At 62.0% G+C, this 24,863-nt stretch carries 23 protein-coding genes, 1 other RNA gene and 1 pseudogene; 19 read left to right on the forward strand and 6 right to left on the reverse strand.

Features of this window, described 5'->3' with window-relative positions; all coding sequences use genetic code 11:
- The first annotated feature begins 51 nt into the window (after nucleotides 1-51).
- The 3 genes from AC1DUB_RS11075 to AC1DUB_RS11085 all read left to right on the forward strand — a co-directional run bounded on the left by AC1DUB_RS11075 (nucleotide 52) and on the right by AC1DUB_RS11085 (nucleotide 2,462).
- The gene (locus AC1DUB_RS11075; RefSeq protein ID WP_477729565.1) at nucleotides 52-1,485 is read left to right on the forward strand and encodes a TIGR03862 family flavoprotein; all 1,434 of its coding nucleotides are present in this window, start codon (nucleotides 52-54) and stop codon (nucleotides 1,483-1,485) included.
- Between the two features lie 216 nt (nucleotides 1,486-1,701).
- Nucleotides 1,702-2,184: a response regulator gene (locus AC1DUB_RS11080; protein WP_477716885.1), complete on the forward strand. Its 483-nt coding sequence runs from the start codon at nucleotides 1,702-1,704 to the stop codon at nucleotides 2,182-2,184.
- On the forward strand, nucleotides 2,181-2,462 hold the full coding sequence (locus tag AC1DUB_RS11085; RefSeq protein WP_477716884.1) for a hypothetical protein: 282 nt from the start codon (nucleotides 2,181-2,183) through the stop codon (nucleotides 2,460-2,462). The genes AC1DUB_RS11080 and AC1DUB_RS11085 overlap by 4 nt, the downstream gene beginning before the upstream one ends.
- Before the next feature lie 240 nt (nucleotides 2,463-2,702).
- Here AC1DUB_RS11085 and ffs read toward each other — a convergent pair.
- Nucleotides 2,703-2,799, reverse strand: an RNA gene (gene ffs / locus AC1DUB_RS11090) — signal recognition particle sRNA small type.
- A 223-nt stretch (nucleotides 2,800-3,022) separates the two neighbouring features.
- On the opposite strand from ffs, the gene dnaX reads away from it, so the two are divergent.
- From dnaX to AC1DUB_RS11125, 7 genes and pseudogenes are all read left to right on the forward strand, one after another.
- Nucleotides 3,023-4,861, forward strand: a complete 1,839-nt coding sequence (dnaX, locus tag AC1DUB_RS11095) for a DNA polymerase III subunit gamma/tau (protein ID WP_477729566.1) — start codon at nucleotides 3,023-3,025, stop codon at nucleotides 4,859-4,861.
- Nucleotides 4,862-4,901: 40 nt separating this feature from the next.
- The gene (locus AC1DUB_RS11100; RefSeq protein ID WP_477716882.1) at nucleotides 4,902-5,234 is read left to right on the forward strand and encodes a YbaB/EbfC family nucleoid-associated protein; all 333 of its coding nucleotides are present in this window, start codon (nucleotides 4,902-4,904) and stop codon (nucleotides 5,232-5,234) included.
- A gap of 88 nt (nucleotides 5,235-5,322) precedes the next feature.
- Complete coding sequence (recR, locus tag AC1DUB_RS11105) at nucleotides 5,323-5,949, forward strand: recombination mediator RecR (RefSeq protein WP_477716881.1); 627 nt, start codon at nucleotides 5,323-5,325, stop codon at nucleotides 5,947-5,949.
- Between the two features lie 140 nt (nucleotides 5,950-6,089).
- Nucleotides 6,090-6,503 (forward strand): MAPEG family protein, encoded by a 414-nt coding sequence (locus tag AC1DUB_RS11110; protein ID WP_477716880.1) that lies wholly within the window; start codon nucleotides 6,090-6,092, stop codon nucleotides 6,501-6,503.
- Nucleotides 6,504-6,662: 159 nt separating this feature from the next.
- The gene (locus tag AC1DUB_RS11115; RefSeq protein ID WP_477729567.1) at nucleotides 6,663-7,712 is read left to right on the forward strand and encodes an ABC transporter substrate-binding protein; all 1,050 of its coding nucleotides are present in this window, start codon (nucleotides 6,663-6,665) and stop codon (nucleotides 7,710-7,712) included.
- Between the two features lie 75 nt (nucleotides 7,713-7,787).
- Nucleotides 7,788-8,225 (forward strand): annotated as a pseudogene (locus AC1DUB_RS11120) (ATP-binding cassette domain-containing protein); the annotation flags it as partial.
- Between the two features lie 239 nt (nucleotides 8,226-8,464).
- Complete coding sequence (locus tag AC1DUB_RS11125) at nucleotides 8,465-8,617, forward strand: DUF3096 domain-containing protein (RefSeq protein WP_477716878.1); 153 nt, start codon at nucleotides 8,465-8,467, stop codon at nucleotides 8,615-8,617.
- Nucleotides 8,618-8,674: 57 nt separating this feature from the next.
- Here the strand turns inward: AC1DUB_RS11125 and AC1DUB_RS11130 are convergent, their stop codons facing one another.
- On the reverse strand, nucleotides 8,675-9,478 hold the full coding sequence (locus tag AC1DUB_RS11130) for an IclR family transcriptional regulator (RefSeq protein ID WP_477716877.1): 804 nt from the start codon (nucleotides 9,476-9,478) through the stop codon (nucleotides 8,675-8,677).
- 202 nt (nucleotides 9,479-9,680) lie between these two features.
- On the opposite strand from AC1DUB_RS11130, the gene AC1DUB_RS11135 reads away from it, so the two are divergent.
- The 3 genes from AC1DUB_RS11135 (at nucleotide 9,681) to AC1DUB_RS11145 (ending at nucleotide 13,213) form a co-directional block, all read left to right on the forward strand.
- On the forward strand, nucleotides 9,681-10,658 hold the full coding sequence (locus tag AC1DUB_RS11135; protein ID WP_477729568.1) for a Bug family tripartite tricarboxylate transporter substrate binding protein: 978 nt from the start codon (nucleotides 9,681-9,683) through the stop codon (nucleotides 10,656-10,658).
- Nucleotides 10,659-10,773: 115 nt separating this feature from the next.
- Complete coding sequence (locus tag AC1DUB_RS11140) at nucleotides 10,774-11,589, forward strand: citryl-CoA lyase (RefSeq protein ID WP_477716875.1); 816 nt, start codon at nucleotides 10,774-10,776, stop codon at nucleotides 11,587-11,589.
- A 4-nt stretch (nucleotides 11,590-11,593) separates the two neighbouring features.
- The gene (locus AC1DUB_RS11145; RefSeq protein ID WP_477716874.1) at nucleotides 11,594-13,213 is read left to right on the forward strand and encodes an AMP-binding protein; all 1,620 of its coding nucleotides are present in this window, start codon (nucleotides 11,594-11,596) and stop codon (nucleotides 13,211-13,213) included.
- A 35-nt stretch (nucleotides 13,214-13,248) separates the two neighbouring features.
- Here the strand turns inward: AC1DUB_RS11145 and AC1DUB_RS11150 are convergent, their stop codons facing one another.
- Complete coding sequence (locus AC1DUB_RS11150; protein ID WP_477729589.1) at nucleotides 13,249-14,661, reverse strand: transglycosylase SLT domain-containing protein; 1,413 nt, start codon at nucleotides 14,659-14,661, stop codon at nucleotides 13,249-13,251.
- Between the two features lie 155 nt (nucleotides 14,662-14,816).
- Nucleotides 14,817-15,227: a hypothetical protein gene (locus tag AC1DUB_RS11155; RefSeq protein WP_477716872.1), complete on the reverse strand. Its 411-nt coding sequence runs from the start codon at nucleotides 15,225-15,227 to the stop codon at nucleotides 14,817-14,819.
- Between the two features lie 12 nt (nucleotides 15,228-15,239).
- Between AC1DUB_RS11155 and AC1DUB_RS11160 the strand changes: the two genes are divergently transcribed.
- The 6 genes from AC1DUB_RS11160 (at nucleotide 15,240) to AC1DUB_RS11185 (ending at nucleotide 22,818) form a co-directional block, all read left to right on the forward strand.
- Nucleotides 15,240-16,076 carry a class I SAM-dependent methyltransferase gene (locus AC1DUB_RS11160; RefSeq protein ID WP_477716871.1) on the forward strand — a complete coding sequence of 279 codons (837 nt, stop codon included), beginning with the start codon at nucleotides 15,240-15,242 and terminating at the stop codon, nucleotides 16,074-16,076.
- 56 nt (nucleotides 16,077-16,132) lie between these two features.
- The gene (gene rnhA, locus AC1DUB_RS11165; protein WP_477716870.1) at nucleotides 16,133-16,612 is read left to right on the forward strand and encodes a ribonuclease HI; all 480 of its coding nucleotides are present in this window, start codon (nucleotides 16,133-16,135) and stop codon (nucleotides 16,610-16,612) included.
- A 250-nt stretch (nucleotides 16,613-16,862) separates the two neighbouring features.
- On the forward strand, nucleotides 16,863-18,215 hold the full coding sequence (locus AC1DUB_RS11170; protein ID WP_477729569.1) for an efflux RND transporter periplasmic adaptor subunit: 1,353 nt from the start codon (nucleotides 16,863-16,865) through the stop codon (nucleotides 18,213-18,215).
- Between the two features lie 34 nt (nucleotides 18,216-18,249).
- The gene (locus AC1DUB_RS11175; protein WP_477716868.1) at nucleotides 18,250-21,405 is read left to right on the forward strand and encodes an efflux RND transporter permease subunit; all 3,156 of its coding nucleotides are present in this window, start codon (nucleotides 18,250-18,252) and stop codon (nucleotides 21,403-21,405) included.
- Nucleotides 21,406-21,412: 7 nt separating this feature from the next.
- Nucleotides 21,413-21,682 (forward strand): MoaD/ThiS family protein, encoded by a 270-nt coding sequence (locus tag AC1DUB_RS11180; RefSeq protein ID WP_477716867.1) that lies wholly within the window; start codon nucleotides 21,413-21,415, stop codon nucleotides 21,680-21,682.
- Nucleotides 21,683-21,684: 2 nt separating this feature from the next.
- Nucleotides 21,685-22,818: a WD40/YVTN/BNR-like repeat-containing protein gene (locus AC1DUB_RS11185; RefSeq protein ID WP_477716866.1), complete on the forward strand. Its 1,134-nt coding sequence runs from the start codon at nucleotides 21,685-21,687 to the stop codon at nucleotides 22,816-22,818.
- Between the two features lie 16 nt (nucleotides 22,819-22,834).
- On the opposite strand, the gene moeA is transcribed toward AC1DUB_RS11185, so the two are convergent.
- Both moeA and mobA read right to left on the reverse strand, forming a co-directional pair.
- On the reverse strand, nucleotides 22,835-24,190 hold the full coding sequence (gene moeA, locus AC1DUB_RS11190; protein ID WP_477716865.1) for a molybdopterin molybdotransferase MoeA: 1,356 nt from the start codon (nucleotides 24,188-24,190) through the stop codon (nucleotides 22,835-22,837).
- Nucleotides 24,187-24,834, reverse strand: a complete 648-nt coding sequence (gene mobA / locus AC1DUB_RS11195; RefSeq protein WP_477716864.1) for a molybdenum cofactor guanylyltransferase MobA — start codon at nucleotides 24,832-24,834, stop codon at nucleotides 24,187-24,189. Before mobA ends, moeA begins: the two co-directional genes overlap by 4 nt.
- Nucleotides 24,835-24,863 lie beyond the last annotated feature (29 nt).

Genomic DNA, 24,863 nt, shown 5'->3' on the forward strand with positions numbered 1-24,863 from the left:
TTGACGCTCAACAATGCCCCCCGGGCAGACGGAAATTACTTGAACCACTTGATGCCTACTGATAAATCGCTGCAGTCCCCGCAGCACACACCGCATCAGGGCCCGTTGCGGGTTGCCGTCATTGGTGGCGGCCCCGCGGGCCTGATGGCTGCAGAAGTGCTGGCTGGCGCCGGCGCTGCAGTGTCGGTCACGGTCTATGACGCCATGCCTTCGGTCGGTCGCAAGTTCCTGCTGGCCGGCAAGGGTGGCCTCAACCTCACGCATTCTGAAGAGCCGCCGGCCTTCCTGGGCCGATACGGCGAGCGCAGCGGCCAGCTGCAGCCCTTGCTGGCCGCTTTTGGTCCGACCCAGCTGCGCGCCTGGGCCGAAACACTGGGTGTGGAAACCTTTGTCGGCAGTTCAGGCCGCGTGTTTCCCAAGGACATGAAGGCCGCGCCGTTGCTGCGCGCCTGGTTGCACCGCCTGCGCAGTGCGGGCGTGAAATTTTCCATGCGGCACCGCTGGCTGGGCTGGGCCGATGACGGCGACCTGGACGGCGCCCTGAAATTTTCAACACCCGCCGGTGAGGTGCTGGTACAGGCGGACGCCGTGGTGCTGGCACTGGGCGGCGCCAGCTGGGCGCGCCTGGGATCGGACGGTGCGTGGGTGCCGCTGCTGGCCGAGCGCGGCGTAGCGCTTGCACCGCTGAAGCCTTCGAACTGTGGCTTTGACGTGGTCGCACGGCCGGCCGGCGAGGCGGAGCCGGTCATGACGGGGCCTGTCGAGAGCCGCCGTGAGTTTTTGAAGGAACTGATCGGCAGCGCACCGCTGCCGCGAGTGGGCTGGACCGAACATTTCACCAGCCGCTTTGCCGGCCAGCCTTTCAAGTCGGTTGCCATCCACTTCACGGACTCACGCGGCCGCACTTTCCACCGCAAAGGGGAATTCGTGGCGACCGCCACAGGTGTCGAGGGCAGCCTCGTTTATGCCGTTTCAAGCCTGTTGCGTGATGAGATTGCGACGCACGCAAGTGCCACCTTCAAGCTCGATTTGCTGCCGGACAAATCACCCGAGCAGGTATTGGTTGAGGTGCGTCACCCGCGTGGCTCGCGCTCGCTGTCCAGCCACCTGAAAAGCCGCCTGAACCTCGACGGCATCAAGGCCGCCATCCTCCATGAACTGCTCGGCAAGGACGCCATCAACGACCCCGTCCAGCTTGCCCACGCCATCAAGGCATTGCCGGTGACGCTGCTCGCTCCCCGGCCGATCGACGAAGCCATCAGCAGCGCCGGTGGCGTGCCTTTTGAAGCAATGGACGCACAGCTGCAACTTCAGGCACCCAAAGGTATAGCCCAACCCGTATTTTGCGCCGGCGAAATGCTTGACTGGGAAGCGCCCACGGGCGGCTACCTGCTCACGGCCTGTTTTGCCAGCGGATATGTGGCCGGGCAGGGCGTCCTGCGTCATTTTGATCTCCAGCAGAAGGACGCTAGCAATCGCAATTGACCCATCGCTGTTGATCTGACCGCAGATTTGATAGCGGTTCAATTGCTTCAATTGCTTCAACTTCTTCAATTGCTTTTTGACTCTGGCATTGGACTGGCTGTTTGCCGCAGCGCTCATTGAGCGCCACGGTAGCAGAATCTGGATAAAGTCAGCCCCCTGTGAAGGAAGCACTTTCTGCTTCACAATCCCGGATATGCTTTCCAAGAGCAGCCCTTCATGAAGACCCGACCCCTCGCCGGCAGCCGCGTTGCAGAAATTTTGCTGGTTGAAGACAACGAGGACGATGTTTTTTTAACCCGCGAAGCGTTTGACTCGGCCAGTCTGCGCGTCAATCTGCATCATGTCGACGACGGCAAAAAATGCATGCAGTTTCTGCGCAAGCAAGGTCCTTATGCCAATGTTCCCACCCCTGACCTGATCCTGCTGGACATGCACATGCCGATAATGGATGGTCATGAAGTGCTGTCTGAAATCGTCAAGGACGAAAAACTTCGCCATCTGCCGGTGGTGGTGCTGACCACCTCTTACGAAGCCGCCGACATCCAGAAAATGTACAGTCTGCGCTGCAACTCCTACATTACCAAACCCGTCGATTTTGAGAGCTTTGTCAAAGTGATCGGCGAGTTGGCCGGTTACTGGCTGACCGTGGTGGTCATGCCCGAGGCCGATGGATTTCCTGAGAAAGACCTGCTGGCATGATTGTTCGTTTTTCCATTGACCCTGACGGGGCGGGACGTTTTGACTACCGCGTAAGCCATGAAGGCCAGGAGCTCTTCGGCGACGCAGGCCTGGCGAGTGCCGAGGAGTGCATCACCGCCGCCACCGAAGGACTGGGCCAGGATGCGGTGGCCGCCGAGGTCGCCTACTGCGGCATTGTCAGCGGCACTTACCCCCTGGCTTCGCTGGCGCTGATGTCGGCGCAGATCGCCGAACACGCGCTGAACACCACGGCGGCCATCGAAGAGCTTTTACGCTGATAGCGGCGCGACGTCTTGTCTTTGGGGCCGTCCGCCAGATGGTCGCCGGCGTTGGGCAAGGGGTTCAATCCATGGGTTGCACAGGCCGCGCAGCGCGCGTGAGGGAAGCCCTTCTATCTGTGCCATGTCTTTATCCGTAGTCATAGATTAAGAAAGTGACACAACGAAGTGATACAAAAGCCGAAGCGAGAGCCCCGATGGGCTTGGAAACCGCATGAATACACGGTTTTTGATGAATAAGGTGACGAGCCTTGACCCCGGCACTGACTCCACAGTTAGGGCTGCTTGGTTCCCCACCTGACCCGGTTGGCCGCTTTATCATGCGGGAAGGCCCGTCACCGGTTATTGTAAGGGAGTTGGGAATGACCTTGCTGCGGCGTTGCAAGCCGCGACACCTGTCAAACCATTTTTACCAGTCGTTTACCCATGGTCCAAGGGAGCTTGGCGTGTCGTGTTGAATAAAAAACTATCGCCCACACCGTCTCGCGGGGGCTGATGCCGGGCGCCCGCCGCCTCAGCAGTTTCAACCGCATAATCCCACGGCAATTTAGAATGGCTGAATGTCCTATCTAGTTCTTGCCCGCAAATACCGTCCCCGAAATTTCTCTGAAATGGTGGGTCAGTCGCATGTGGTGCAGGCACTTGGCAATGCGCTGAGCACACGGCGCTTGCACCACGCCTATCTCTTCACCGGCACGCGGGGCRTTGGCAAAACCACTGTGTCACGCATTCTCGCCAAGTCGCTCAATTGCACAGGACCTGACGGGCAGGGCGGCATTACCGCCGAGCCCTGCGGCGTTTGCCAGGCATGCATCGACATCGACAGCGGCCGCTTTGTCGACTACACCGAACTGGACGCGGCGTCCAACCGGGGGGTGGATGAAATTGCGCAGTTGCTGGAGCAGGCGGTTTACAAGCCGGTGGTCGGACGCTTCAAGGTCTTCATGATTGACGAGGTTCACATGCTCACGAACACGGCGTTCAACGCCATGCTCAAGACGCTTGAAGAACCCCCCGAGTACCTCAAATTTGTGCTCGCCACAACCGATCCGCAGAAGGTGCCGGCCACCGTGCTGTCGCGCTGCCTGCAGTTCAACCTGCGTCCCATGGCGCCTGAGACGGTGCTGGAGCACCTGGCCCAGGTGCTGGGCACCGAAAATGTGCCCGCCGAGCCCCAGGCCCTGCGCCTGCTGGCGCGTGCGGCCCGAGGCTCCATGCGCGATGCGCTCTCGCTGACTGATCAGGCCATTGCCTTTGGTTCTGGCCAATTGCTGGAAGCCAGTGTGCGCACCATGCTGGGCAGCGTGGACCGCAGCTATGTGTTTCGCCTGCTGGATGCGCTGGCGCGCGGCGACGGGAAGACGGTGGTGGAAACCTCCGAAGCCTTGCGGCTCAATGGCCTGAGCGCCGCTTCCACGCTCGAAGAGATGACCGCCGTGCTGCAGCGCATGGCGGTGCTGCAGGCTGTGCCGGACAGGGGGGCCGGCGATGATGCCGACCCCGAAATCGCCGAAACAGCCCGGCTGGCCCGCACCTTGCCAGCCGACGAAACACAGCTGCTGTACAGCCTGTGCCTGCATGGCCGCGGCGAGTTGGGCCTGGCGCCCGATGAGTATGCGGGTCTGACCATGGTGCTGTTGCGCTTGCTGGCGTTCAAGCCGTCGGCCGCTCCGGTGCCTGCCGCAGAGCCCAGGTCATCAGGCCCCTCGCCGGGGAGCGCCGCCGAGCCCGAAAAAAAGCCGCAACCTGAGCCGGCCGTTGCTGCCGCGCATGCGGTTCCTGAGCCGGCTGTGGCGGCGCCGATGTCCCGGGCGGTGCCTGACACGGTGGCAGAACGCTTTCCAAGCCAGGGACAAGGACGCAAAGAGGCTCCAGCTACAGTAAAATCTGAGCCTGTTGCTATCAATTCAGAAGCGTCTGTGGAGCCGCCTCGCGGGCCGACGACCGCACAGCGGATGCAGCCAACCGCACCCGCAGCCGTACCCCTGGCCATCACGCCGCTGGGCGATGTATGGAGCCAGACCGTGAACCAACTGGTGGTGGCCGAGGCGGTTGCCGCGCTGACACGCGAGCTGGCGCTGCAGTCAGAGCTGCGCAGCCGGGACGACGGCTCATGGATCTTGCGTGTGGAGCGGGAGTCATTGAACCAGACCGCAGCCCGCGAGAAATTGCAGGCTGCATTGCAACAGGCCCTCGACGACACGGCCATCAGGCTGACGGTGGAAATAGGCCCCGTGAGTGATACCCCGGCACGCCGCAACGCTGCGGCGGCGGCCGAGCGCCAGCGGGCTGCCGAAGAGATGATTCAGAACGACCCGTTTGTGCAGGACATGATTCGCGATTGGGGGGCCAGAATCGTTCCGGGCAGCATCAGGCCCCTTGCCCCCAAGCCGATATGATCGACACCCGTTGTAAAGCCGGAATTTAAAGGAAAGAACCATGTTCAACAAAGGACAACTCGCAGGCCTCATGAAACAGGCGCAGGCGATGCAGGACAACCTCAAAAAAGCGCAGGAAGAACTGGCTTTTGTCGAAGTGACGGCGGAAGCCGGCGCCGGCCTCGTCAAGGTCACCATGACCTGCAAGCACGACGTCAAGCGCATTGAGATTGACCCCAGTTTGCTGGCTGATGACAAAGACATGCTCGAAGACCTGGTGGCGGCTGCTTTCAACGCGGCAGTACGCAAGGCCGAAGAAGTCAGCCAGGAAAAAATGGGCAAGTTGACAGCCGGCATGCCGGGACTGCCTGGGGGCATGAAGTTTCCATTCTGATCGTCTCCGGTCTGGCTGAGGCTGCCGTTGCGGGCTTGTAGCCGGGTATTTGTGCGAACTCGACACCCACGGCGGACCCGCATTTCCAATGGCTGACTCCAACGCTCTCGAAGGCCTGACCCAGGCGCTGCGCAAGCTGCCGGGGGTGGGTGTCAAATCGGCTGCGCGCATGGCTTTTCATCTGCTGCAGCACGACAAGCCCGGCGCTTTGCAGATCGCGCGGGCCCTGGAGCATGCGGTGAGCAGCATCAGGCATTGCACCCTGTGCAACACCCTGACCGAGCAGGAGGTTTGTGCCACCTGCGCGAATCCGCAACGCGACCGGAGCAAGCTGTGTGTGGTGGAAACTCCGGCAGACCAGGCGGCACTGGAGCGGACGCTGGCCTACAGGGGCCTTTACTTCGTGCTCATGGGCAAGCTCAGTCCGCTGGATGGCATTGGACCGAACGACATCGGCCTGCAAAAACTGTTTGACCGTGTCGTGCCCCGGGACGAGCATGGCGAGCCGGTGCCGCCGGCCTCGCGTGAGGTGCAAGAGGTCATTCTGGCCACCAACTTCACCGCCGAGGGCGAGGCAACGGCGCACGTGATTGCCCAGGCGCTGAAAAGCCGCGGCGTACAGGTGACGCGCCTGGCCCGGGGTGTTCCCGTAGGCAGTGAACTGGAGTACGTGGATTTGGGCACGATTGCCCACGCGCTGGTGGACCGCCGATGACGGCGGCGATGGCGATAGATGCAACTGAAACAGTGGAGGGGCAGGCTGCTATCATTTTCATAGTCTGCGCGATGCATTGAATAAAAACAGGGCGAAAGCGAAAAAAACTAAGCCCAAAAAAACTGGACGAGGGATTCACCATGACGTTTGCACGTTTCACCATTGCCTATTGGTGTGTACTGATCGCTGCCTTGCTGCCCCTGGCCTGCGCCGGGCTTGCGAAGTACGGCATGATGACCACCCCCAAACGCCAGGGAGGCTTTGACAACAACAACCCGCGCGGCTGGCTGGCCCGACAGACTGATTGGCGCGGTCGGGCCAATGCAGCCCAGGCCAACACCTTCGAGGCGCTGCCTTTCTTCTTTGCCGCGGTCATCATTGCGCACCTGTTGCAGGCCGGGCAGACAAGCCTGGACATTCTGGCCTTGCTGTTCATCGTGCTGCGTATCGCCTACATCATGATGTACATCGCCGATTTGGCCCAAGCCCGCTCTGCAATCTGGGCCCTGGCGATGCTGGTCAACATCGGCATCCTCTTCTCCGGCTATCGATGAAACGAGGTGTCCGGCGCGCCTGAGCTGTTATGTCTGGCAAGGGCTAGTAACCACTGGTAACCGAGCGCCGCCCTTCGGTAAAAACCCGCACGGGATGACCCCGATGCGGGTTTTTTAACGCCCCGATATCCTTCTTTTTGACCAAAGAGAGGACTTCGCATGACCCGCCCACCCTTGATTTCGCGCCGGATCTTTGCCGGTGGCGCCGCGCTGGCCGCGGCTACGTTGTCATTGTCGGCCCTGCGTGCACAGCCCAAGCTTGAAAAAACAAAAATCTCGCTCGCCGTGGGCGGCAAGGCCGCGTTTTATTACCTCCCCCTGACAATCTCCGAGCAGCTTGGTTACTTCAAGGCCGAAGGTCTGGATATCGAGATCAGTGACTTCGCTGGCGGCGCGCGCGCGCTGCAGGCGGTGGTGGGTGGTTCGGCCGATGTCTGTTCGGGTGCCTTCGAGCACACCATCAACCTGCAGTCCAAGAACCAGATGTTCCGGGCTTTCGTGCTGCAGGGCAGGGCGCCGCAAATTGCGTTTGGCGTTTCTACCAAAAACCTCCCCAATTACAAATCGATTACCGACCTGAGGGGCAAGAAGATCGGTGTGTCGGCGCCCGGCTCGTCCACCAACATGATGGCCAATCTGGTGCTGTCGCGCGGCGGCCTCAAGGCCAGCGACGTGAGCTTTATCGGTGTGGGAACCGCTGCCGGGGCGCTCACTGCGCTGCGCTCCGGCCAGATTGATGCCATGAGCAACACCGACCCGGTCATGACCATGCTGGAGCAAAAGGGCGAGGTAAAAATCATTTCAGACACACGCACGCTCAAAGGGACGCTTGACGTATTCGGCGGGCCGATGCCGGCCGCATGCCTCTACGCGCCCGCGGACTTCATCCAGAAAAATCCGAATACCTGCCAGGCGATGGCCAATGCCATCGTCCACGGCCTGAAGTGGTTGCAGACGGCTGGTCCCGGCGACATCATCAAGACCGTGCCAGAAAGCTACCTGCTGGGTGACCGTGCGCTGTACCTCGCCTCATTCAACAAGGTGCGCGAGTCGATCGCGCTTGACGGCATCATTCCTGATGACGGTGCGCGTACGGCCCTGAGGGCGCTGGCCAGTTTTGACCCCAGCATCAAAGCCGACAGGATAGACCTGGCCAAAACCTACACCAATGAGTTCGCGCGCCGGGCTAAAGAGCGGTTCAAGGCTTAAGCAATACCCTGCAGGCTCCCGGTGCCGGCCTCTACTGGCCTCTGCCGGGCGGAAAGCATGGGGCAGGCTCGCGCCATGTCAGACATAGCTGACGCCTGCGCGCTTGAGTTGCACGACATCACCTGCACCTTCGTGTCGCAGAATGATGGCGGCCCGCGCTACACAGCTGTCAGCAACACCACACTGCGCTTCAAGGCGGGCGAGTTTGTCTCGGTGGTTGGTCCGACGGGTTGCGGCAAGTCCACGCTGCTCAATATGGGCGCGGGCCTGCTGCAACCTTCTTCGGGTGAAGTGAGGGTATTTAGCCAGCCGCTGCAAGGCATCAACACGCGTGCGGGCTACATGTTCCAGACGGACGCCCTGATGCCTTGGCGCAGCGCCATCGGCAATGTCATGATGGGCCTGCAATACCGCGGTGTGCCCGACAGCGAGGCACGCACACGGGCGCAGGCCTGGCTGGGACGGGTCGGCCTGGGCGAGTTCGGTGACTGCTATCCGCACCAGCTGGTGGGAAGTGGGGCGGTTCTGGCTCGGTAAAGGGGCCGCTGACCAACGCAGCCGGAAAGCGCTGATCCGAATGCGCTGAATTTTTCAGCAAACACCTGCTGTCTGCCGGTTTTCGAAGCTCATCCTGCCGTCCTACAGCGATGGCTCGCGCGGTTCAGTACAGTTGAGGGTAGGCCTCTCCGGGAATCGCCTTCGTACAAGACGGAGACAGTTCCAGAGCCCGCCCCAAGACTACAGGAGACACCATGAACGCCTCAATCAGCATCGGTCCGATCGTCTCCCTGACAGCCGGCATTCTGATTCTGCTCATTCCACGCCTTTTGAACTACATCGTGGCGATCTACCTGATCGTCATCGGGCTCATTGGCCTGTTTGGGGTGGGGACGCTTCGGCTTTAACCCCTCGCCGGGTTCCGTGCGCGGCAGCTTGACCGTCCTGAAGCACTGCGGCAGCATTTACCGCGCAGCATGGTTGCTTGCCGTCACCGCGGCTATCTTTGCGGTGGAGTGCTTTAGCAGGGTGACCAGTTCGGGGATCCGCTCCGGTGGAATCCGCGATGAGATCGCTGAGACGCTTAACGCCATATAGGGCCGCTGGTAGCTCGCCGGCACGGCCATCCCGACCGCTGTCACGCCTTCCATGACGGCATTCACCCCGACCGCGTAGCCCTTGTGGCGAGCCTCTTCGACGTGACGCTTCACGTCAGCGGGTGTCATTCTGCAAAAGTCCGCCAGACTGGCGCCGTGGGTATCAATCAATGCGTCGGATTCTTCCCGTGGCAGGCAAGCCAGAATGCCGAGTCCGGCCACGCTCGCGCCGAGCGGGCGTCTATCACCGAGTGCCACCACATTGGCCTTGATGGGGTAGGCCCCCTGGGCTCGCCATGCGCACACCACGTCGTCGTAACTCCGCAGCATCAGGTAGACCGTGTCATTGGTGCTGGCTGCCAGTTCTTCCGCGATGCTGCGCACCTGCGGAAATTGGGTGATCGGGTTGGGCGCCGCCAGCCCCAGTTCGAACATCCCGCTACCCAATGCATAACGGCGGTTCTCGGTGCTTTGCTGCACCAACCCGGCCATCTGTAATGAACGCAGGATGCGGTGCGCCGTCGGTCGACTGAGTCCCGCGGCGTTGCACAGATCAAGGAGGCGTATGCCGCGCCCGCCCGTGCGCGCGATTTCGCGCAGTAACTCGCAGGCCCGGTCGACAGTCTGCGCGCCGGTAACCAGCTCGGCTTCAGGTTCAAGTTCATGTTTCATGTCCTGGAGCATAGGGGTAAATCAAAAAAAAGTCCAAATAACGTACGTTTTTATAAGAAATTGAAAAATACGATGAAACAAATGATCTTGTTCCTAGGGTGTTAACTCGTAAATTCATAAAATTTAAGTTGAAAAATAAGTTCATATATAGGACTTATTTTTGAAACCTCATTTTTTATTAATCATATACATGGAGACAAACATGAAATTACTGCGTCGTTCGATGGTGCTGGGTGTGTTGGCGGGGCTGGCGTGGGGTGGTATCGCGCAGGCCCAGACTTATCCCTCCAAACCGATTCGCATCGTTCTGCCATATAGCGCCGGCGGTCCTGCTGACGTGATGGTGCGCGCCATCAGCCAGAAGCTTGGTGACAGCTGGGGCCAGCCCTTCATCGTCGACAACAAGCCGGGTGCCAATGAAATCATTGCCGCCGACCTGGTGGCCAAAAGCCCGGGAGACGGCTATACCTTCCTGGTGGCCTCCGACGGCGCCTACAGCCTGAACCAGAACCTCTACCCCAAGATTCCCTATGACCCGGTCAAGGACTTCGTGCCGGTCGCCAAGCTGGCCGTCGGCAATCTGATGCTGGTGACGCGTCCCGACTTTCCGGCCGCCAACGTCAAGGAGTTCATCGACTACGTCAAGCGCAACCCGGGCAAGCTCAACTACGGCTCGATAGGTGCAGGCGGCGTGAACCACCTGGCCTCGGCCTGGTTCAACAGCATCAACGGCTTGCAGATGGAGCATGTCGCGTTCAAGGGTTTGCCTGCGGCTGTTCAGGAGCTGATGGCCGGCCGCATCGACGCGATGTTTGCGGTGACGGGCGGCGTGGCGCCTTTCCTGGAGTCGGGCAAGATCAAGGCGCTGGCGGTTTCGGGTCGCAACCGACAACCCGCGGCCCCGAACGTGCCTACTTTCGCCGAAGTCGGTTATCCCTCGTTTGATGCCTCGTACTATTTCGGCGTGGTGGCTCCCAAAGGAACACCGGCCGACATCACCAGCCGCTTTGCCCGCGACATGAGCAAGATCATCAACGCCGCGGACTTCAAAAGCAAATACCTGCAGCCGCTGGGCTTTGACGCGGTGGGCGACACGCCCGAGCAGTTCGCGGCCTTTCTCACCTCCGACCGTGAACTCGGCGCGCAGAAGGTCAAGGTGTCCGGCGCCAAGCTTGACTGACCGAAGGCAACCGTTGGCAGGAAAAGGGTTCGCCCTTTGGCGCCGGAGGGCCGACCCCGGCCATCCAGCTACAGAGCTATAGACCACATGAGGACATGAGGACATGAGGACACATATGAGTAAAAGAGCCCCTTTGCGTTCGGACATTGCCTGGAGCACGCCCGAAGCCATTGGTGTGCATGGCTATGACCTGTGCAATGACCTGATGGGTGAGGTCAATTTCGGCGACATGGCGTTTCTCGAGGTGACGGGGCGCCTGCCCAACACCAACGAATCGAGGATGTTCAATGCCATCCTGGTCACGCTGGTGGAGCACGGCATTGTCCCGTCTACCCTCGCGGCCCGCATGACGTACGCCGGCGCACCGGAGGCCATGCAGGCCGCTGTGGCTGCGGGCCTGCTTGGCCTGGGCAGCGTCTTTGTCGGCTCGACAGAAGGATCGGCGCGCATGCTGGCCGCCGCTTTGCCGCAGCCAAAGGGCGGGCCGGATGAGCCGCCGGTAGCCTCTCTGCAGGAGCTCGCGCAGGACATCGTGCAAACCCATAGGGAGCAGAAAAAAATCATTCCGGGTTTGGGCCATCCGATTCACAAGCCGGTGGATCCCCGCACGCTGCGTCTGTTTGCCATTGCGCAGCAGACCGGTTTTCACGGACGCTATGTTGAACTGATGCAGGGTGTGGCCGACGCTGCAGGTGCTTCCTACGGCAAGCAGCTGCCTATCAATGCCACCGGCGCCATTGGTGCGCTGTGCTGTGAGATGGGCCTGTCCTGGAAGGTTTCGCACGGCCTGGGCGTGATGGCCCGGGCGGTGGGGCTGGTCGGCCATGTGCTGGAAGAGGCGCGGCAGCCCATGGCCATGGAGCTTTGGCATCGTACCGAGGAGGAGGCCACAACCCATTCGCGTGGTCACCTGCGTGGCAAGAATGCCTGAAGCCATGCTGTCACCACTCGATGTTTTAAAGCTGTATCCGCCGCATGACGGCACGATGGCATCGATGCTGCGAAGTCGCGTTGCCGTCGCGGGTGCGCACGAATTCATTGTCTACCAGGGGCGTTCCATCAGCTATGCCGAGGTCCTGGACGAGGTCGGGCGTACGGCGGCCGTGCTCGCAGCCAAAGGGGTGAGGGCGGGCGACCGGGTGGGTGTGATGTCGCTCAACCATCCGTCTACCGTTTTTGCTTTTTTTGCGCTGGCCAGCTTGGGGGCCATCATGGTGCCGGTCAACCCCGACTACGGCGTGGAAGAAACGCGTTATGTGTTCACCCATGCAGAGGTATACGGCGTAATCTGCTCCCCGGTGGCGTTGCCGACGGTGCGCGCGGCCTGCGACCGGCTGGAAGCGATGCCCTGGCTGATGCTGAACGAAGCGGGGAACGGCTCCGAGCTGCAAGCCCTGCCGGTTTTGTCGGTGGAGGCGAGGGCCTACCCTGACGTGGCGCCGGTGCCGCTGAAGAGTCCGGACGCGACCAGCGTGTTCATTTACACCTCGGGTACAACGGGCTTTCCCAAAGGCGTGATGCATAGCCAGCGCAGCTTCCTGACCGCCGGCGAGGGCTTCGTGGAGCGCATGTACCTGCAGCCGAATGACAGACTGCTGTGCGTGCTCCCGATGTTCCATGTCAATGCGATTTTTTATTCGCTGGCGGGTTCGCTGGCGGCTGGCGCGACCCTGATTCTGGAGCCCAGGTTTTCTGCATCGAAATTCTGGACAACCGTGAAGGACACCGGCGCGACCGAGGTCAATACCATCGCGGCGGCCAGCAGCATTCTGATGCGGCGACCCCGCACCGAATACGTGCCGGGCCATCGTCTGCAAAAAATGTACGGCGCACCGTTTGACGAGGAAACCTTTCGTGTCTTCCAGCAGGAGTTTCATGTGCCGACCCTGATTGAGGGCTACGGCATGTCGGAAATCCCGGGCGCCCTGAACAACCCGTTTTGCGGTCCGCACAAGGTACTCAGCATGGGCAAGCCCAGCCGGCATCCTGACCCGGCGGTATCGCTCGCCGAACTGCGTATTGCCGACGATGCCGGTCAGTTTTTGTCGGCAGGGCAGGTGGGTGAACTGGTTGTGCGCACGCCCATGGTGATGCAGGGCTATTTCAGGGACGAGGCGCAAACCCGCGCGGCATTCCGCGACGGCTGGTTTCTCACGGGAGACCTGGCTTATGTCGACGAGGATCACTATTTCTGGTTTGTCGCCCGCAAGAAGGACATCATCCGCAAGCGTGGTGAAAACATCTCTGGCGCGGAGCTGGATCGCGTGATTGGCAACCATCCGGCCGTACTTGAGTCAGCAGCCATACCGGTCCCCTCGGAGTTGGGTGAGGACGAGATTCTGGTGGCGGTGGTGGTGCGGCCGGGCATGGCGCTCAGGCACGAGGAGATTGCCCAGTGGTGCCGTGAAAGGCTCGCTGCCATCAAGGTGCCACGCTATGTGGCGCTGGTCGAGACGCTGCCGCACACGCCGACGCACCGGGTGGCCAAATTCAAATTGCGGGACGACGCTTCGGTCAGGGCCCTGGCGGTCGATCTTCAGGCCATCAACTCCTGACGCCGTATTGCGTCGTGGCTGTTTCGTCGGCGTGCTCAGCGTCTTTTGGTTTTGACCACGGTTTTGCTGGTGCTGCGCTTGACGGCCTTGACGTTGTTGCGGCCGGAGGACGTGCTCTTGACCGGCAAAAACACAACCACCTGATGCCCCAGCTTGAAGGCGGCAGAGGTGCTGACACCGTTCCATTCGGCCACGTTGGCCGCGCTCAATTTGTAGCGCCTGGCGATGGTGGCTACCGATTCACCCTTGCGCGCCTTGACGGTGGTACGCCGCGTGACGATTTCAGGCGCCAATGACATCTGGGCACTGTCGACCACGTGACCCGTCACATCGTCTTCCATTTTTGCCGAGCGCGGCACCAGCAGGGTAGAGCCTGCCTTGATCAGCATGCGCGGCGGTATGTTGTTGACGCTGCGCAGATCGGTCTCACTCATGCCGGTGCGGCGCGCTGCCTCGGCCGGGTTCATGGTCTTCGGGGCTGTCCACGCCGTCCAGCTGGCGTACTGCCCCTGGCTGTAGGCTTCAAAATTGCGCAGGAAGACGATGGCGTTGTCCCACGGCAGCAAAATTTGGGGGGTGCCTGCCGCGATGATGACCGGGCGATGGGCCGAGGGATTGAGCGCCTTGAAGTCTTCAAGCTTGACGTCCGCCAGCCGCGCGGCCAGGGTAACGTCAATGTCCCGGGTGATCATGACCTGCTGGAAATAGGGGTGGTTTTCGATCAGCGGCAATTCCGTGCTGAACGCCTGCGGGTTCGCCACGATGTTTTTCACGGCCTGCAGCTTGGGAACGTAAAGCCGGGTCTCCGCCGGCATGTTGAGGTCAAGGTAACTGGTGCCCAGGCCGGCTCGCTGGTTTTTGGCGATGGCCCGGCCCACGCTGCCTTCGCCCCAGTTGTAGGCGGCCAGCGCCAGGTGCCAGTCACCAAACATGCCATAGAGCTTTTGCAGATAGTCCAGCGCCGCCCGGGTCGAGGCCAGCACATCCCGGCGGTCATCGCGAAAAGCGTTTTGCTTCAGGTCGAAGTACTTGCCCGTGGCAGGCATGAACTGCCACATGCCGGCGGCTTTGGCGCTGGAGACTGCCTGGGGATTGAAGGCGCTCTCAATGAAGGGCAAGAGGGCCAGTTCGGTAGGCATCTGGCGGCGCTCGAGTTCTTCAACAATATGAAAGAGATACTTGCTGGAGCGCTCGGTCATGCGCTGGATGTAGTCGGGCCGGCTGACATACCATTGCTCACGGTCAGTCACCAGCTCATTCTGCAGGTTGGGCATGGCAAAGCCGCGGCGAATCCGGTCCCACAACTCCTTGGGTGRCTCGGTGGACGCAATCTGGTGCGAGCCGGCCTGGCCCGGCGTGATGACCTGTAGTGGGCCATTGGGGACCAGCGGCTTGGGGCCGGGATCCTTCGCCGGGCCTTGTTGTCCCGTCCCCTGTTGCCCCGTCATGAGCACCGGATCACCTGGCATGCCCGGCGGGCTGGCGCAGCCCGCCAGCACTGCGAGCACGAGAAGGAACGCAAGAGACACGAGGCGGGCGTGCGGGATGAAAAAGCGGGGGGCAACTGCGGTTGGTGGGGAAGGCATCATTTGAATTGGTTTTTCTACTGCCTTGTGGCGGCAAATACCGTGGCGTCATCATGGGCCGATGCAGCAAAGCGGCGGGCAGCTGCCATGATAGTGGTTTGCTTGGCAAGAAACGGGTTAATGAGGAGTTCCCGGCCGACGGACGTCGGCAAGGGTGGCGGGGCCGCCCGCTGATCGGGCGCTGAATGTATTGGCGTCGGCGTGCCCCCAAACACCGCGGCCCCGGCGGCACTAGGCAGAGCGTCTACACGTCCCGTGTAGTCCGCAGGGTGGTGCGTGACTAGAATCGACTCTAATTGCAATGCGTGCTGTTTCAGTGCGTGTAGTAGCGGCCCGGCATCACCTGGATCCACGATCAGGGCGCGCTTGCCGTCATGCAACGACCCGAGGTAGTTGTCGGTCAACGCGGGAATGGGGATCAAATACATGCAATGGCTTCGATGAACTCGGAAATTATAGGATTGACCGATTGGCTGACGACCCCGCCTGGCAGATACCTGCTGCGCTGGGAACGTACCCATTTCGACCAGGTGGTCAATGATATTTTTGGCTACCATGCCTTGCAGCTGGGCCTGCCCGAACTCGACACCCTGCAAGCCAATCGCATGCCGCACAAGTGGCTGGCGCTGGACTCCCCATTGACAACGACTTCTTCGGCACCTGTGGCTGACGGCGCCCCTGATGCGACCTCGGCCGCCATTCGAAGTTCCCCGTGTGCCGCCCTGATCACGGATTCCGCGGCACTGCCGTTTCCGGAAAACAGCCTGGACCTGGTGGTCCTGCCGCACACGCTCGAGCTCAGCAGCGACCCCCACGCCACGCTGCGTGAAGTGGAGCGGGTTCTGGTGCCCGAAGGGCGCGTGGTCATCAGCGGGTTCAACCCGACCAGCCTCTGGGGTTTTCGCCAGTCGCGCGGCCACTTTTACCAGCGCCTGGGTTATCAGGACCTGTTTCTGCCAAAAACCGGTGAGTTCATTGGCTATTGGCGTTTGCGCGACTGGCTCAGGCTGCTTGACTTTGAGGTAGAGTCGGGGCGCTTTGGCTGCTACCGACCGGCGCTCACCAGCCAGAAATGGCTGGACCGTTTTGAGTGGATGGATGCGGCGGGAGAGCGTTGGTGGCCCATCTTTGGGGCCGTTTACTTCCTGGTCGCGGTCAAGCGCGTGCGGGGTGTCCGTTTGCTGGAGCCCGCCTGGAAGGCGCGCAAAAACCCGGCCGCGGCGCCAACCGCCGTGGCCAACAAGCAGCCGGCAACGCGCTCCAGGCCGCAGGCCTGAATTTTTCAACCCCCGTGGGCCAGACCTTCGAGTCCCCCTGGAATTCACGACAACTCATGACCGACACACAAGCAGGCACAACAACACAAACACAGGTAGTGATTTACACCGATGGCGCATGCAAGGGTAATCCCGGGCCCGGTGGCTGGGGGGTGTTGCTGGCGATGGGCGATACCGAGAAAGAGCTGTTTGGCGGTGAAGCCGTCACCACCAACAACCGCATGGAAATGACCGCAGTGATCGAGGCGCTGGCCGCATTGAAGCGGCCATGCCGTGTCACGCTGTACCTGGACAGCGAATATGTCCGCAAGGGCATCACCGAGTGGATCCACGGCTGGAAGGCCAGGGGCTGGCGTACCGCCGCCAAGGCGCCCGTCAAAAACGTGGATCTGTGGCAACGGCTGGATGCGCTGGTGACGTCCAGCGGTCACAAAATTGATTGGCGATGGGTCAAGGGCCATGCGGGCGATCCCGGCAACGAGCGCGCTGATGCGTTGGCCAACCGGGGCGTGGAGCGTGCCCTCGGCCGTCGCTGACTTCCTTGAGCTGCCACGGATTATCCCGGGCAGGAGAGGAAAAAAGGGGAAATAAAAGGGGGAAAGGCGCACCACAAGTATGCGTACATAGCATTGCCCCGGCCCGACCGGGCCCGGTGTGTCTGCGGTTTGGTAAAGGCGTTGTAAAGCTGTCCACAACTTCGTGGTCAAGGGCCCGGATAAGCTGCACCCGGCGCCGCGTCCTGCTACATTGAAAGCTTGTTTCTTTTCCTAACAAGTTACTTCGTTCATGGCATCCAAAGCAATTTACACGGCGGTCGCGGTTGCGGGCATTGCGGTTGCCTCGGGCGTTGCATGGTGGTACCAGCAACCCAAATCCAGTGAGGGCTCCGCAGGGGGGTCCTCGGCGGCATCACCGCCGGCTGCGCCGGCTCAGGGCGCTGCCAGCGCAAATGGAGGCGGCAAGCCGCCGACTGTGGAGGTTGCCAGTGTGGAGCTCACCCGGCTCGTGGACGATACCCAGGCCGTGGGGAGTTTGCGTTCGCGCAGGGGAGTGGTGTTGCGTCCGGAGGTCAGCGGGCGTATTACCCAACTCAATTTCGTCGATGGACAGCGTGTGCGCAAAGGCCAGGTGCTGGTGCAGTTTGATGACCAGTTGCCGCTGGCGCAAGTCCAGCAAAGCCTGGCTGAGCTGTCGATTGCCCGGGCCAACCAGAAGCGCAACCAGGAACTGGTGGCGCAAAACTTCATCAGCCAGCGCTCTCTCGATGAAAGTGCGGCCAATCTGCAGGTCGCCGAAGCCAAGCTTGCGCTGGCCAAGGCCACCGCGGCGCGCCTGAAGATCGTGGCGCCATTTGACGGCATAGCCGGTATCCGGCAGGTCAACGTCGGGGACTACCTGAAGGACGGTGCCGACATCGTGAACATTGAAGACATTGAGGCCATCTATGTTGACTTCCGGCTGCCGGAGCGTTTTCAGAGCAAGATCAAGCGCGGCCAGACGGCGGTGCTGGACATCGATGCGCTACCAGGTCGCCCCTACACGGCGCAGATTCAGGCCATTGATCCCCTCATCGACGCCAATGGCCGCTCTGTAGGGGTTCGGGGCTGCATTGACAACCGTCAGCTGCAGTTGCGTCCCGGCATGTTTGCCCGCGTCAACACGGTCTTTGGCGTGCGCGACAACGCCAGGGTGATTCCCGAAGAGGCGATTGTGCCGCTGGGCGGCAGGCAGTTCGTCATCAAGCTGCAGGGCAACCCGAACGAGCAGACGAGAACAACCCAGCGCGTGGAAGTGAAAGTGGGTTTGCGCAGCCCCGGCAAGGTGGAAATTCTCTCCGGACTTGAGCCCGGCGAAACCGTGGTAACGACCGGTCAGCAGCGCGTGCAGCGTGATGGCACCGTGGTGACGGTGGTGGATCTGGCCAGTGCCCGCGCGGCTCGCCCGGCGGCCGGCGCAGCATCCGCCGCATCGGCACCTCGGCCTGATAGCGCGCTTGCCAATGCCCCGGCGGTGCTGTCGGGCCCCAACCCCTGTGGGGTTCTGGTCTCCGAAGTCGCCCCGGCAACGCCTGCGCCGACCCGTAACGCCGCGACGCCGGAGCGTCGACCCGCCAGCCCGGCGGGCCGCGATCCTGCCTGAGCGCGAACCCGAGTGATTGACACCCCAGACCCCTATGCAACTCGCTGAAGTCTCCATACGCCGCCCGGTATTTGCCACCGTGCTGTCGCTGCTCATCGTGTTGATTGGCGCCGTGAGCTTTAACCGCCTCACGGTGCGTGAATATCCCAAGATCGACGAGCCCGTGGTCACCGTGAGCGTGCGCTACGCCGGGGCCTCCGCCGAGGTGATTGAGTCGCAAGTGACCAAGCCGCTGGAGGACTCCATTGCGGGTATTGATGCGGTGGACGTGATCACCTCCATCAGCCGGGCCGACCAGGCGCAGATCAGCGTGCGCTTCCGGCTCGAAAAAGATGCCGACTCAGCCGCCGCCGAGGTGCGTGACCGCACCTCGCGTGTGCGCAACCGCCTGCCGCAAGCGATTGACGAGCCCGTCATTGCCAAGGTCGAGGCTGACGCCTTCCCCGTCATACAAATCGCTTTTTCCAGCGATTCGATGACGCCGCTGCAGATCAACGACCTGGTCAACCGCATTGTCAAGCCACGTTTGCAGACCGTCACGGGTGTGGCCGATGTCCGCATTTTTGGCGAACGCAAGTACGCGATGCGGGTCTGGCTGGACACCGACAGGCTGGCCGCTTACCGGCTGACCACCCAGGATGTCGAGGATGCGATCCGCCGCAGCAACCTGGAGTTGCCCGCTGGCAGGATCGAATCGCAGCAGCGCGAGTTCAGCGTGACCTCGCAAACCGACCTCGTGAAGCCTTCGCAATTTGGCGAGATTGTGATCAAGAACGTCAACGGGTTTTCCGTCAAGGTCCGCGATGTGGCCCGGGTGCAAGAAGGCCCGGCAGACGAGCGCACCGCTGTCAGGCTCAATGGCCGCTCGGCAGTGGCGGTTGGCGTGATTCGCCAGGCCACGGCCAACCCGCTCGACCTGTCCAAGGGTGTACGGGACGTCATCCCCAGGCTGAAGGCCGATCTGCCGCCGGGCATGCTGATTGATATTGCCAATGACAACTCGGTCTTCATTGACCGTTCGGTCAAGAACGTCTATCGCACCATTGCCGAAGCGGTGGCGCTGGTGGCATTGGTGATTTTTGTGTTTTTGCGCACACTGCGCGCCTCGCTCATTCCCATCGTCACCATTCCTGTCAGCCTGATAGGAACGTTTGCCCTGATGGCGCTGGCCGGGTTCACCATCAACACGCTGACGCTGCTGGCCCTGGTGCTGGCGATCGGTCTGGTGGTGGACGATGCCATCGTGATGCTGGAAAATATTTTCCGCCACATTGAAGAGGGCATGGACCCGTTTTCTGCGGGCATCAAGGGCGCGCGTGAAATCGGCTTTGCGGTGATCACCATGACCGCAACGCTGGTGGCGGTGTATGCGCCGCTGGCGTTCACGCCGGGGCGCACCGGGCGCCTGTTTGTGGAATTTGCGCTGGCGCTGGCCGGTGCCGTGGTGGTGTCCGGCTTTGTGGCGCTGACGCTGACGCCAATGCTGTGTACCCAGCTGCTCAGGCATAACCCCAAACCCAATCTGTTTGACCGCACCATGGAGCGCGTGCTGACGTCCACCTCGGACCGCTATGCGGCTGTGCTGCGCTGGCTGGTCACCACACGCTACCAGCCAGAGGCTGGCGGTGGCATGGGGCAGCGGATCAAGGGCTGGGTATTTCAGGCGCGCTGGATGGTGGTGGCGGTGATGTTGCTGAGCGGACTGGCGATCGCGCTGGTTTTCCCGTCCATGAAACAGGAGCTCTCGCCAATCGAAGACCGCGGCGTGATCCTGGCCAACGTCAATGCGCCCGACGGCGCCACACTGGACTACACCAACCGCTATGCCCAGGCGCTTGAGAAAATGGGGCAGTCCTTCAAGGAGTTCGACCGCATCTTCGCCAACGTGGGCAATCCGACGGTCGCGCAGGCCAGCGTGGTGTACCGGACGGTGGACTGGGATGACCGCAAGCGCACCACCATGGAGATGGCGCGCGAACTGCAACCGAAGTTCAACGCGCTGCCCGGCGTCACGGCCTTTCCGATCACGCCGCCTTCGCTCGGTCAGGGCTTTCGCGAGCGGCCCCTCAATTTTGTGATCCAGACGTCGGACAGCTACCAGAACCTGAACACGGTCGTGCGCCAGATGCTCGATGAGATTGCCAGGAATCCCGGCATCGTCTCTCCCGATGTGGACTTGCGCCTGAACAAGCCCGAGTTGCGCATCGAGGTGGAGCGTGACAAGGCGGCTGATTTGGGCGTGAGTGTCGAAGTGGTGGCCAAGGCGATTGAAACCCTGCTGGGTGGACGGAATGTGACGCGCTACAAGCGCGATGCCGAGCAGTACGACGTGATCGTGCAAACCGAGGCCAGCGGGCGCAGCACACCCGAAGACATTGACCGTATTTATGTGCGCGGCCGCAACGACGTGGTGATACCGCTGTCGGCGTTGGTGAAGGTGCATGAAAGCGTGTCGCCACGCGAGCTGAACCACTTCGGCCAGCGCCGGTCGGTGTCGATTACCGCCAGCCTGGCGGCCGACTACTCGCTGGGTGAGGCGCTGAAGTTCATGGACCAGACCGCGACCAAAGTGCTGAAGACGGGCTACAGCACCGACCTGAACGGCACCTCACGCGAATTCAAGAACTCCCAAGGTGCGCTGGCTATCGTGTTCGTGCTGGCGCTGGTGTTCATCTTTTTGGTGCTGGCTGCGCAGTTCGAGAGTTTTGTGGACCCGCTGGTGATCATGCTGTCGGTGCCGCTGTCCATGATTGGCGCGCTGCTGGCCCTGAAATGGAGCGGCGGCTCGCTCAACGTTTATTCCCAGATCGGGCTGATCACGCTGGTGGGGCTGATCACCAAGCACGGTATCCTGATTGTCGAGTTCACCAACCAGCTGCGCGGGCAGGGCATGGAGATGATTGATGCGCTCGTGAAGGCATCGTCGCAACGCTTGCGCCCAATCCTGATGACCACCGGTGCCATGGTGCTGGGAGCGATGCCCCTGGCAATGGCGCATGGCGCCGGCGCCGAGAGCCGTATCCAGATTGGCTGGGTCATTGTGGGCGGCATGTCGCTGGGCACCTTGCTGACCATTTTTGTCGTCCCGACCATGTACTCGCTGTTTGCCCGCGCCAAAATCCCGGGTGCCAACAAGGCCGTGGTCAAGGATGCGGTGTCACACCACAAGGGCGATCTGGTAGCAAAATAGGGCTGTCATGCCCACTGTTGAGTTCGCCCCGGCCCTCACACGCCATGCTGCATGCCCACCCCAGCAGGTGGCTGCGGCCACCTTGGGTGCGGCCCTCGATGCAGCATTCCTTGCGGCACCCGCCTTGCGCAGCTACGTACTTGACGAGCAGGGCGCGATACGCAAGCATGTAGCTGTGTTCATCAATGCGCACCAGATAGCCAGCCGGACGCAACTGGACGTTGCACTGCAGCCGCAGGACAAGGTGGTGGTGATTCAGGCGCTCTCGGGAGGTTAGACATGGCAACCCCGACTCCGGCGGCGCAAGCCGCCCCCGTGACTCCTGTGGCGGCACACACCCTCTGGGTGGGCACGCGCAAAGGCTTGTTTGTCGTGCGCCGGTCCGATGCGGGCTGGCAGATCGGCGAGCCGCACTTTCCCGGTGAGCCGGTCAGCCAACTGCTCATAGACCCGTACAACGGGGCCTGGTACGTGGCGCTGCGCCTGGGGCACTTCGGTATCAAGCTCTGGAAAAGTGTCGATGCCGGCGTTCAATGGCAGGCCATCGCGGCGCCCGCGTTCCCATCCAAACCCGACCATGGTTTCTGGAAGGACGACCCTACGCCGTGGAGCGTGGACATGGTGTGGGGCCTGGAAGCGGGGCCTGGCATTCTCTGGGCCGGCTGCCTGCCGGCGGGGCTGTTCAGTTCTGCCGATGGCGGCGCCAGCTGGCAACTGGCTGAAAACCTGTGGCTGCGGCCTGAGCGCAAGGAGTGGCTTGGCGGGGGTTATGACCATGCCGGCATCCATTCGATATTGATCGACCCGCGCGACCCCCAGCATCTGACGGTGGCCATCTCCTGCGGCGGGGTGTGGCAAAGCCGTGATGGCGGCGCCAGCTGGCGCAATACCTCCGAAGGCCTGGAGGCCGGATACATGCCGCCCGAGCGGCGCGCCGACCCCAACATCCAGGACGTGCACCGCGTCGTGCACTGCGCGGGGCAGCCGGACGTGCTGTGGTGCCAGCACCATTGCGGCATCTGGCGCTCGACCAACGGTGGGGAGTTCTGGGACGCGGTCGCCGCGCCGCAGCCCAGCGGGTTCGGGTTTGCCGTGGCGGCGCATCCGCTCGATCCCGCACGCGCGTGGTTTGTGCCCGCGCATTCGGATGCCCAGCGCATACCCGTTGGGGGACGGCTGGTCGTGAACGAAACCCGCGATGGCGGCGCCACGTTCGCCAGCCACGGTGAAGGACTGCCGCAGCAGGCTGCTTTCCATCTGGTGTATCGCCACGCCCTGGCGTCCAGCGAGGACGGCCAGATGCTGGCCATGGGTTCCACGACGGGCGGCCTGTGGGTCAGCGAAGACGCCGGGGTTTCCTGGCAGTGCCTGTCACGGGACTTGCCGCCGATCGCCGTGCTGCGGCTGGTTTAGTGGTTTACTGGGCGGATTAGAGGACGCCCTCGAACATCATCACATCAACCTCGTCACCCACCGCCACGCTCCCCTGACCGTGGTGCAACATGATCAGGCCATTGGCCTCGGCCATGGAGCTGAGCACGCCGGAGCCCTGGTTGCCCGTGGTCCTGACCTGTAGCGAGCCGTCGGGCGCTGTGGATACCCAGCCGCGCTGGTATTCGGTACGGCCCGGCTTTTTGCGGATGGCTTCCGTGCTGCGCGCCCTGAGCAGCGGTGGTGGCAGTGCGCTCGCGCCCATCATCTGCAGCAAGGCGGGGCGCACAAACGCCAGAAAAGTGACCATCACCGCCACCGGGTTGCCCGGCAGGCCGAACAGGATTGCGCCGTGAGGGTTGCCACGTCGTTGATAACCGTCTTGCCCGGTTGAGCCTGGGCTGAGTGCGGGTTTTGATGGCAGGATGCGCCCGACGGCCATGGGACGGCCTGGTCGCATGGCAATGCGCCAGAAGGCCACATCACCCAGCTTCTTCATCATGGCCTTGGTGAAGTCGGCCTCGCCCACACTGACGCCGCCCGAGGTAATGACGGCATCGGCCTGTGCCGCTGCGCGGGAAAATGCCGCTTCGAGCAGGGCCGGGTCGTCGCGCACCACACCCATGTCGATCACCTGGCACCCCAGGCGGCTCAGCATGCCGAAGACGGTGTAGCGGTTGCTGTCGTACACGGCGCCTTCGCGGGGTGCCTCACCCAGCGACAAAATCTCGTCGCCGGTGGAAAAGTAGGCTACCCGCAGCGGCCGCCAGGTCTTCAGGGTTTTAAGGCCCAAAGATGCTGCCAGCCCAAGGCGGGCGGGCGTCAGCAGCTCACCTTTTCGCAGCGCCGGCTTGCCCTGCATCAGGTCTTCGCCACGCAGCCGGCGGTTGTCCCCGGCGCGTAACAGGCCGGGCGGGATGCTGATACGGGTGCTTTCAGCGGATTCCCCGGCAGGCTGCAGTGTGGCGAACTCCTGCGGCACCACCGTGTCCAGCCCCGGCGGCATGATGGCGCCCGTCATGATCCTGACGCACTGGCCCGACAGAACGCTGCCTTGCCACGCCTTGCCCGCCAGCGCCGTGCCCACCACCTCCAGTTCAAGTGCGGCATCGACCGTCAGTTGCTGGCTGGCAAAGGCATAGCCGTCCATGGCCGAGTTGTCATGAGGCGGTACGTCGAACGGCGAAATCACGTCGTCGGCCAGCACCCGGCCGAAGGCGTCGAACAAAGGCAGCTCAACGACTTCCTGAACAGGCTCGACAAGCCTGGACAGGAAGACCAGCACATCGGCGGCGGATATGGACTGGGGGTCGTAGCCCTGCAGTTCCGCGGCAATCTGGTCCAGTGTTTTCACGGCAGGCGGGATTCCAGCTGGTGCAGTTCAGCCAGCGTATTGGCATTGAAAAAGCCATGCGCGTCGTCGGTGGGCCGGTCGAATGGCACAAGGACTGTTTTGTGCTGTGCGGTCCAGGCGTCGATTTTGCGGCCGCCATCCTTGGTAAAACGCACCAGGCTCTCGAGCATGCCGGTGTGCATCAGGCAAAACACCGGCTGCGGTCTCAGCTGTCCGTCCTCCTCGGGCGCAGAAGCTACCGCAAAATCGGCACCCTCCCGCACAAACGCCTCTGCCATGCGTGCCACCAGGTCTTCCGGAAACAGGGGGGTGTCGCAGGGCACGGTGAGCATGTAGGGTGTCTCGCAGCGCTCCAGGCCGGTCAGGAAACCGGCGAGCGGCCCGGCATAGTCGCCCAGGTCGGTGCTGTCGGGCCAGACGGGAACACCAAACGACTCGTAGGCGGCCAGGTTGCGATTGGCGTTGATCATGATGCCGCCGACCTGCGGACTCAGCCGCAGCAGCGTGTGCAGCGCCAGCGGAACGCCGTTGAAGTTTTGCAGGCCCTTGTCCACGCCGCCCATGCGCGAGCCGCGGCCACCCGCGAGGATCACGCCGGTAATGGCTTCCGCATGGAGCGGGGCGGTGATATCAATGTTTGCCAAATCTGCCTCCAATGGACTGCCAAGCATGA

The organism is Polaromonas sp. P4_F9, assembly GCF_056401235.1.

What these genes read in the sequence shown, in the direction of transcription:
- AC1DUB_RS11075 (WP_477729565.1), top strand. Translation starts at nt 52, where the DNA reads ATGCCTACTGATAAATCGCTGCAGTCCCCGCAGCACACACCGCATCAG.
- AC1DUB_RS11145 (WP_477716874.1), top strand. Translation starts at nt 11,594, where the DNA reads ATGCTGTCACCACTCGATGTTTTAAAGCTGTATCCGCCGCATGACGGC.
- AC1DUB_RS11180 (WP_477716867.1), top strand. Translation starts at nt 21,413, where the DNA reads ATGCCCACTGTTGAGTTCGCCCCGGCCCTCACACGCCATGCTGCATGC.
- AC1DUB_RS11115 (WP_477729567.1), top strand. Translation starts at nt 6,663, where the DNA reads ATGACCCGCCCACCCTTGATTTCGCGCCGGATCTTTGCCGGTGGCGCC.
- AC1DUB_RS11155 (WP_477716872.1), bottom strand. Translation starts at nt 15,227, where the DNA reads ATGTATTTGATCCCCATTCCCGCGTTGACCGACAACTACCTCGGGTCG.
- AC1DUB_RS11185 (WP_477716866.1), top strand. Translation starts at nt 21,685, where the DNA reads ATGGCAACCCCGACTCCGGCGGCGCAAGCCGCCCCCGTGACTCCTGTG.
- AC1DUB_RS11100 (WP_477716882.1), top strand. Translation starts at nt 4,902, where the DNA reads ATGTTCAACAAAGGACAACTCGCAGGCCTCATGAAACAGGCGCAGGCG.
- AC1DUB_RS11125 (WP_477716878.1), top strand. Translation starts at nt 8,465, where the DNA reads ATGAACGCCTCAATCAGCATCGGTCCGATCGTCTCCCTGACAGCCGGC.
- AC1DUB_RS11175 (WP_477716868.1), top strand. Translation starts at nt 18,250, where the DNA reads ATGCAACTCGCTGAAGTCTCCATACGCCGCCCGGTATTTGCCACCGTG.
- AC1DUB_RS11110 (WP_477716880.1), top strand. Translation starts at nt 6,090, where the DNA reads ATGACGTTTGCACGTTTCACCATTGCCTATTGGTGTGTACTGATCGCT.
- AC1DUB_RS11135 (WP_477729568.1), top strand. Translation starts at nt 9,681, where the DNA reads ATGAAATTACTGCGTCGTTCGATGGTGCTGGGTGTGTTGGCGGGGCTG.
- AC1DUB_RS11130 (WP_477716877.1), bottom strand. Translation starts at nt 9,478, where the DNA reads ATGAAACATGAACTTGAACCTGAAGCCGAGCTGGTTACCGGCGCGCAG.
- rnhA (WP_477716870.1), top strand. Translation starts at nt 16,133, where the DNA reads ATGACCGACACACAAGCAGGCACAACAACACAAACACAGGTAGTGATT.
- AC1DUB_RS11170 (WP_477729569.1), top strand. Translation starts at nt 16,863, where the DNA reads ATGGCATCCAAAGCAATTTACACGGCGGTCGCGGTTGCGGGCATTGCG.
- AC1DUB_RS11160 (WP_477716871.1), top strand. Translation starts at nt 15,240, where the DNA reads ATGAACTCGGAAATTATAGGATTGACCGATTGGCTGACGACCCCGCCT.
- AC1DUB_RS11085 (WP_477716884.1), top strand. Translation starts at nt 2,181, where the DNA reads ATGATTGTTCGTTTTTCCATTGACCCTGACGGGGCGGGACGTTTTGAC.
- AC1DUB_RS11140 (WP_477716875.1), top strand. Translation starts at nt 10,774, where the DNA reads ATGAGTAAAAGAGCCCCTTTGCGTTCGGACATTGCCTGGAGCACGCCC.
- AC1DUB_RS11080 (WP_477716885.1), top strand. Translation starts at nt 1,702, where the DNA reads ATGAAGACCCGACCCCTCGCCGGCAGCCGCGTTGCAGAAATTTTGCTG.
- recR (WP_477716881.1), top strand. Translation starts at nt 5,323, where the DNA reads ATGGCTGACTCCAACGCTCTCGAAGGCCTGACCCAGGCGCTGCGCAAG.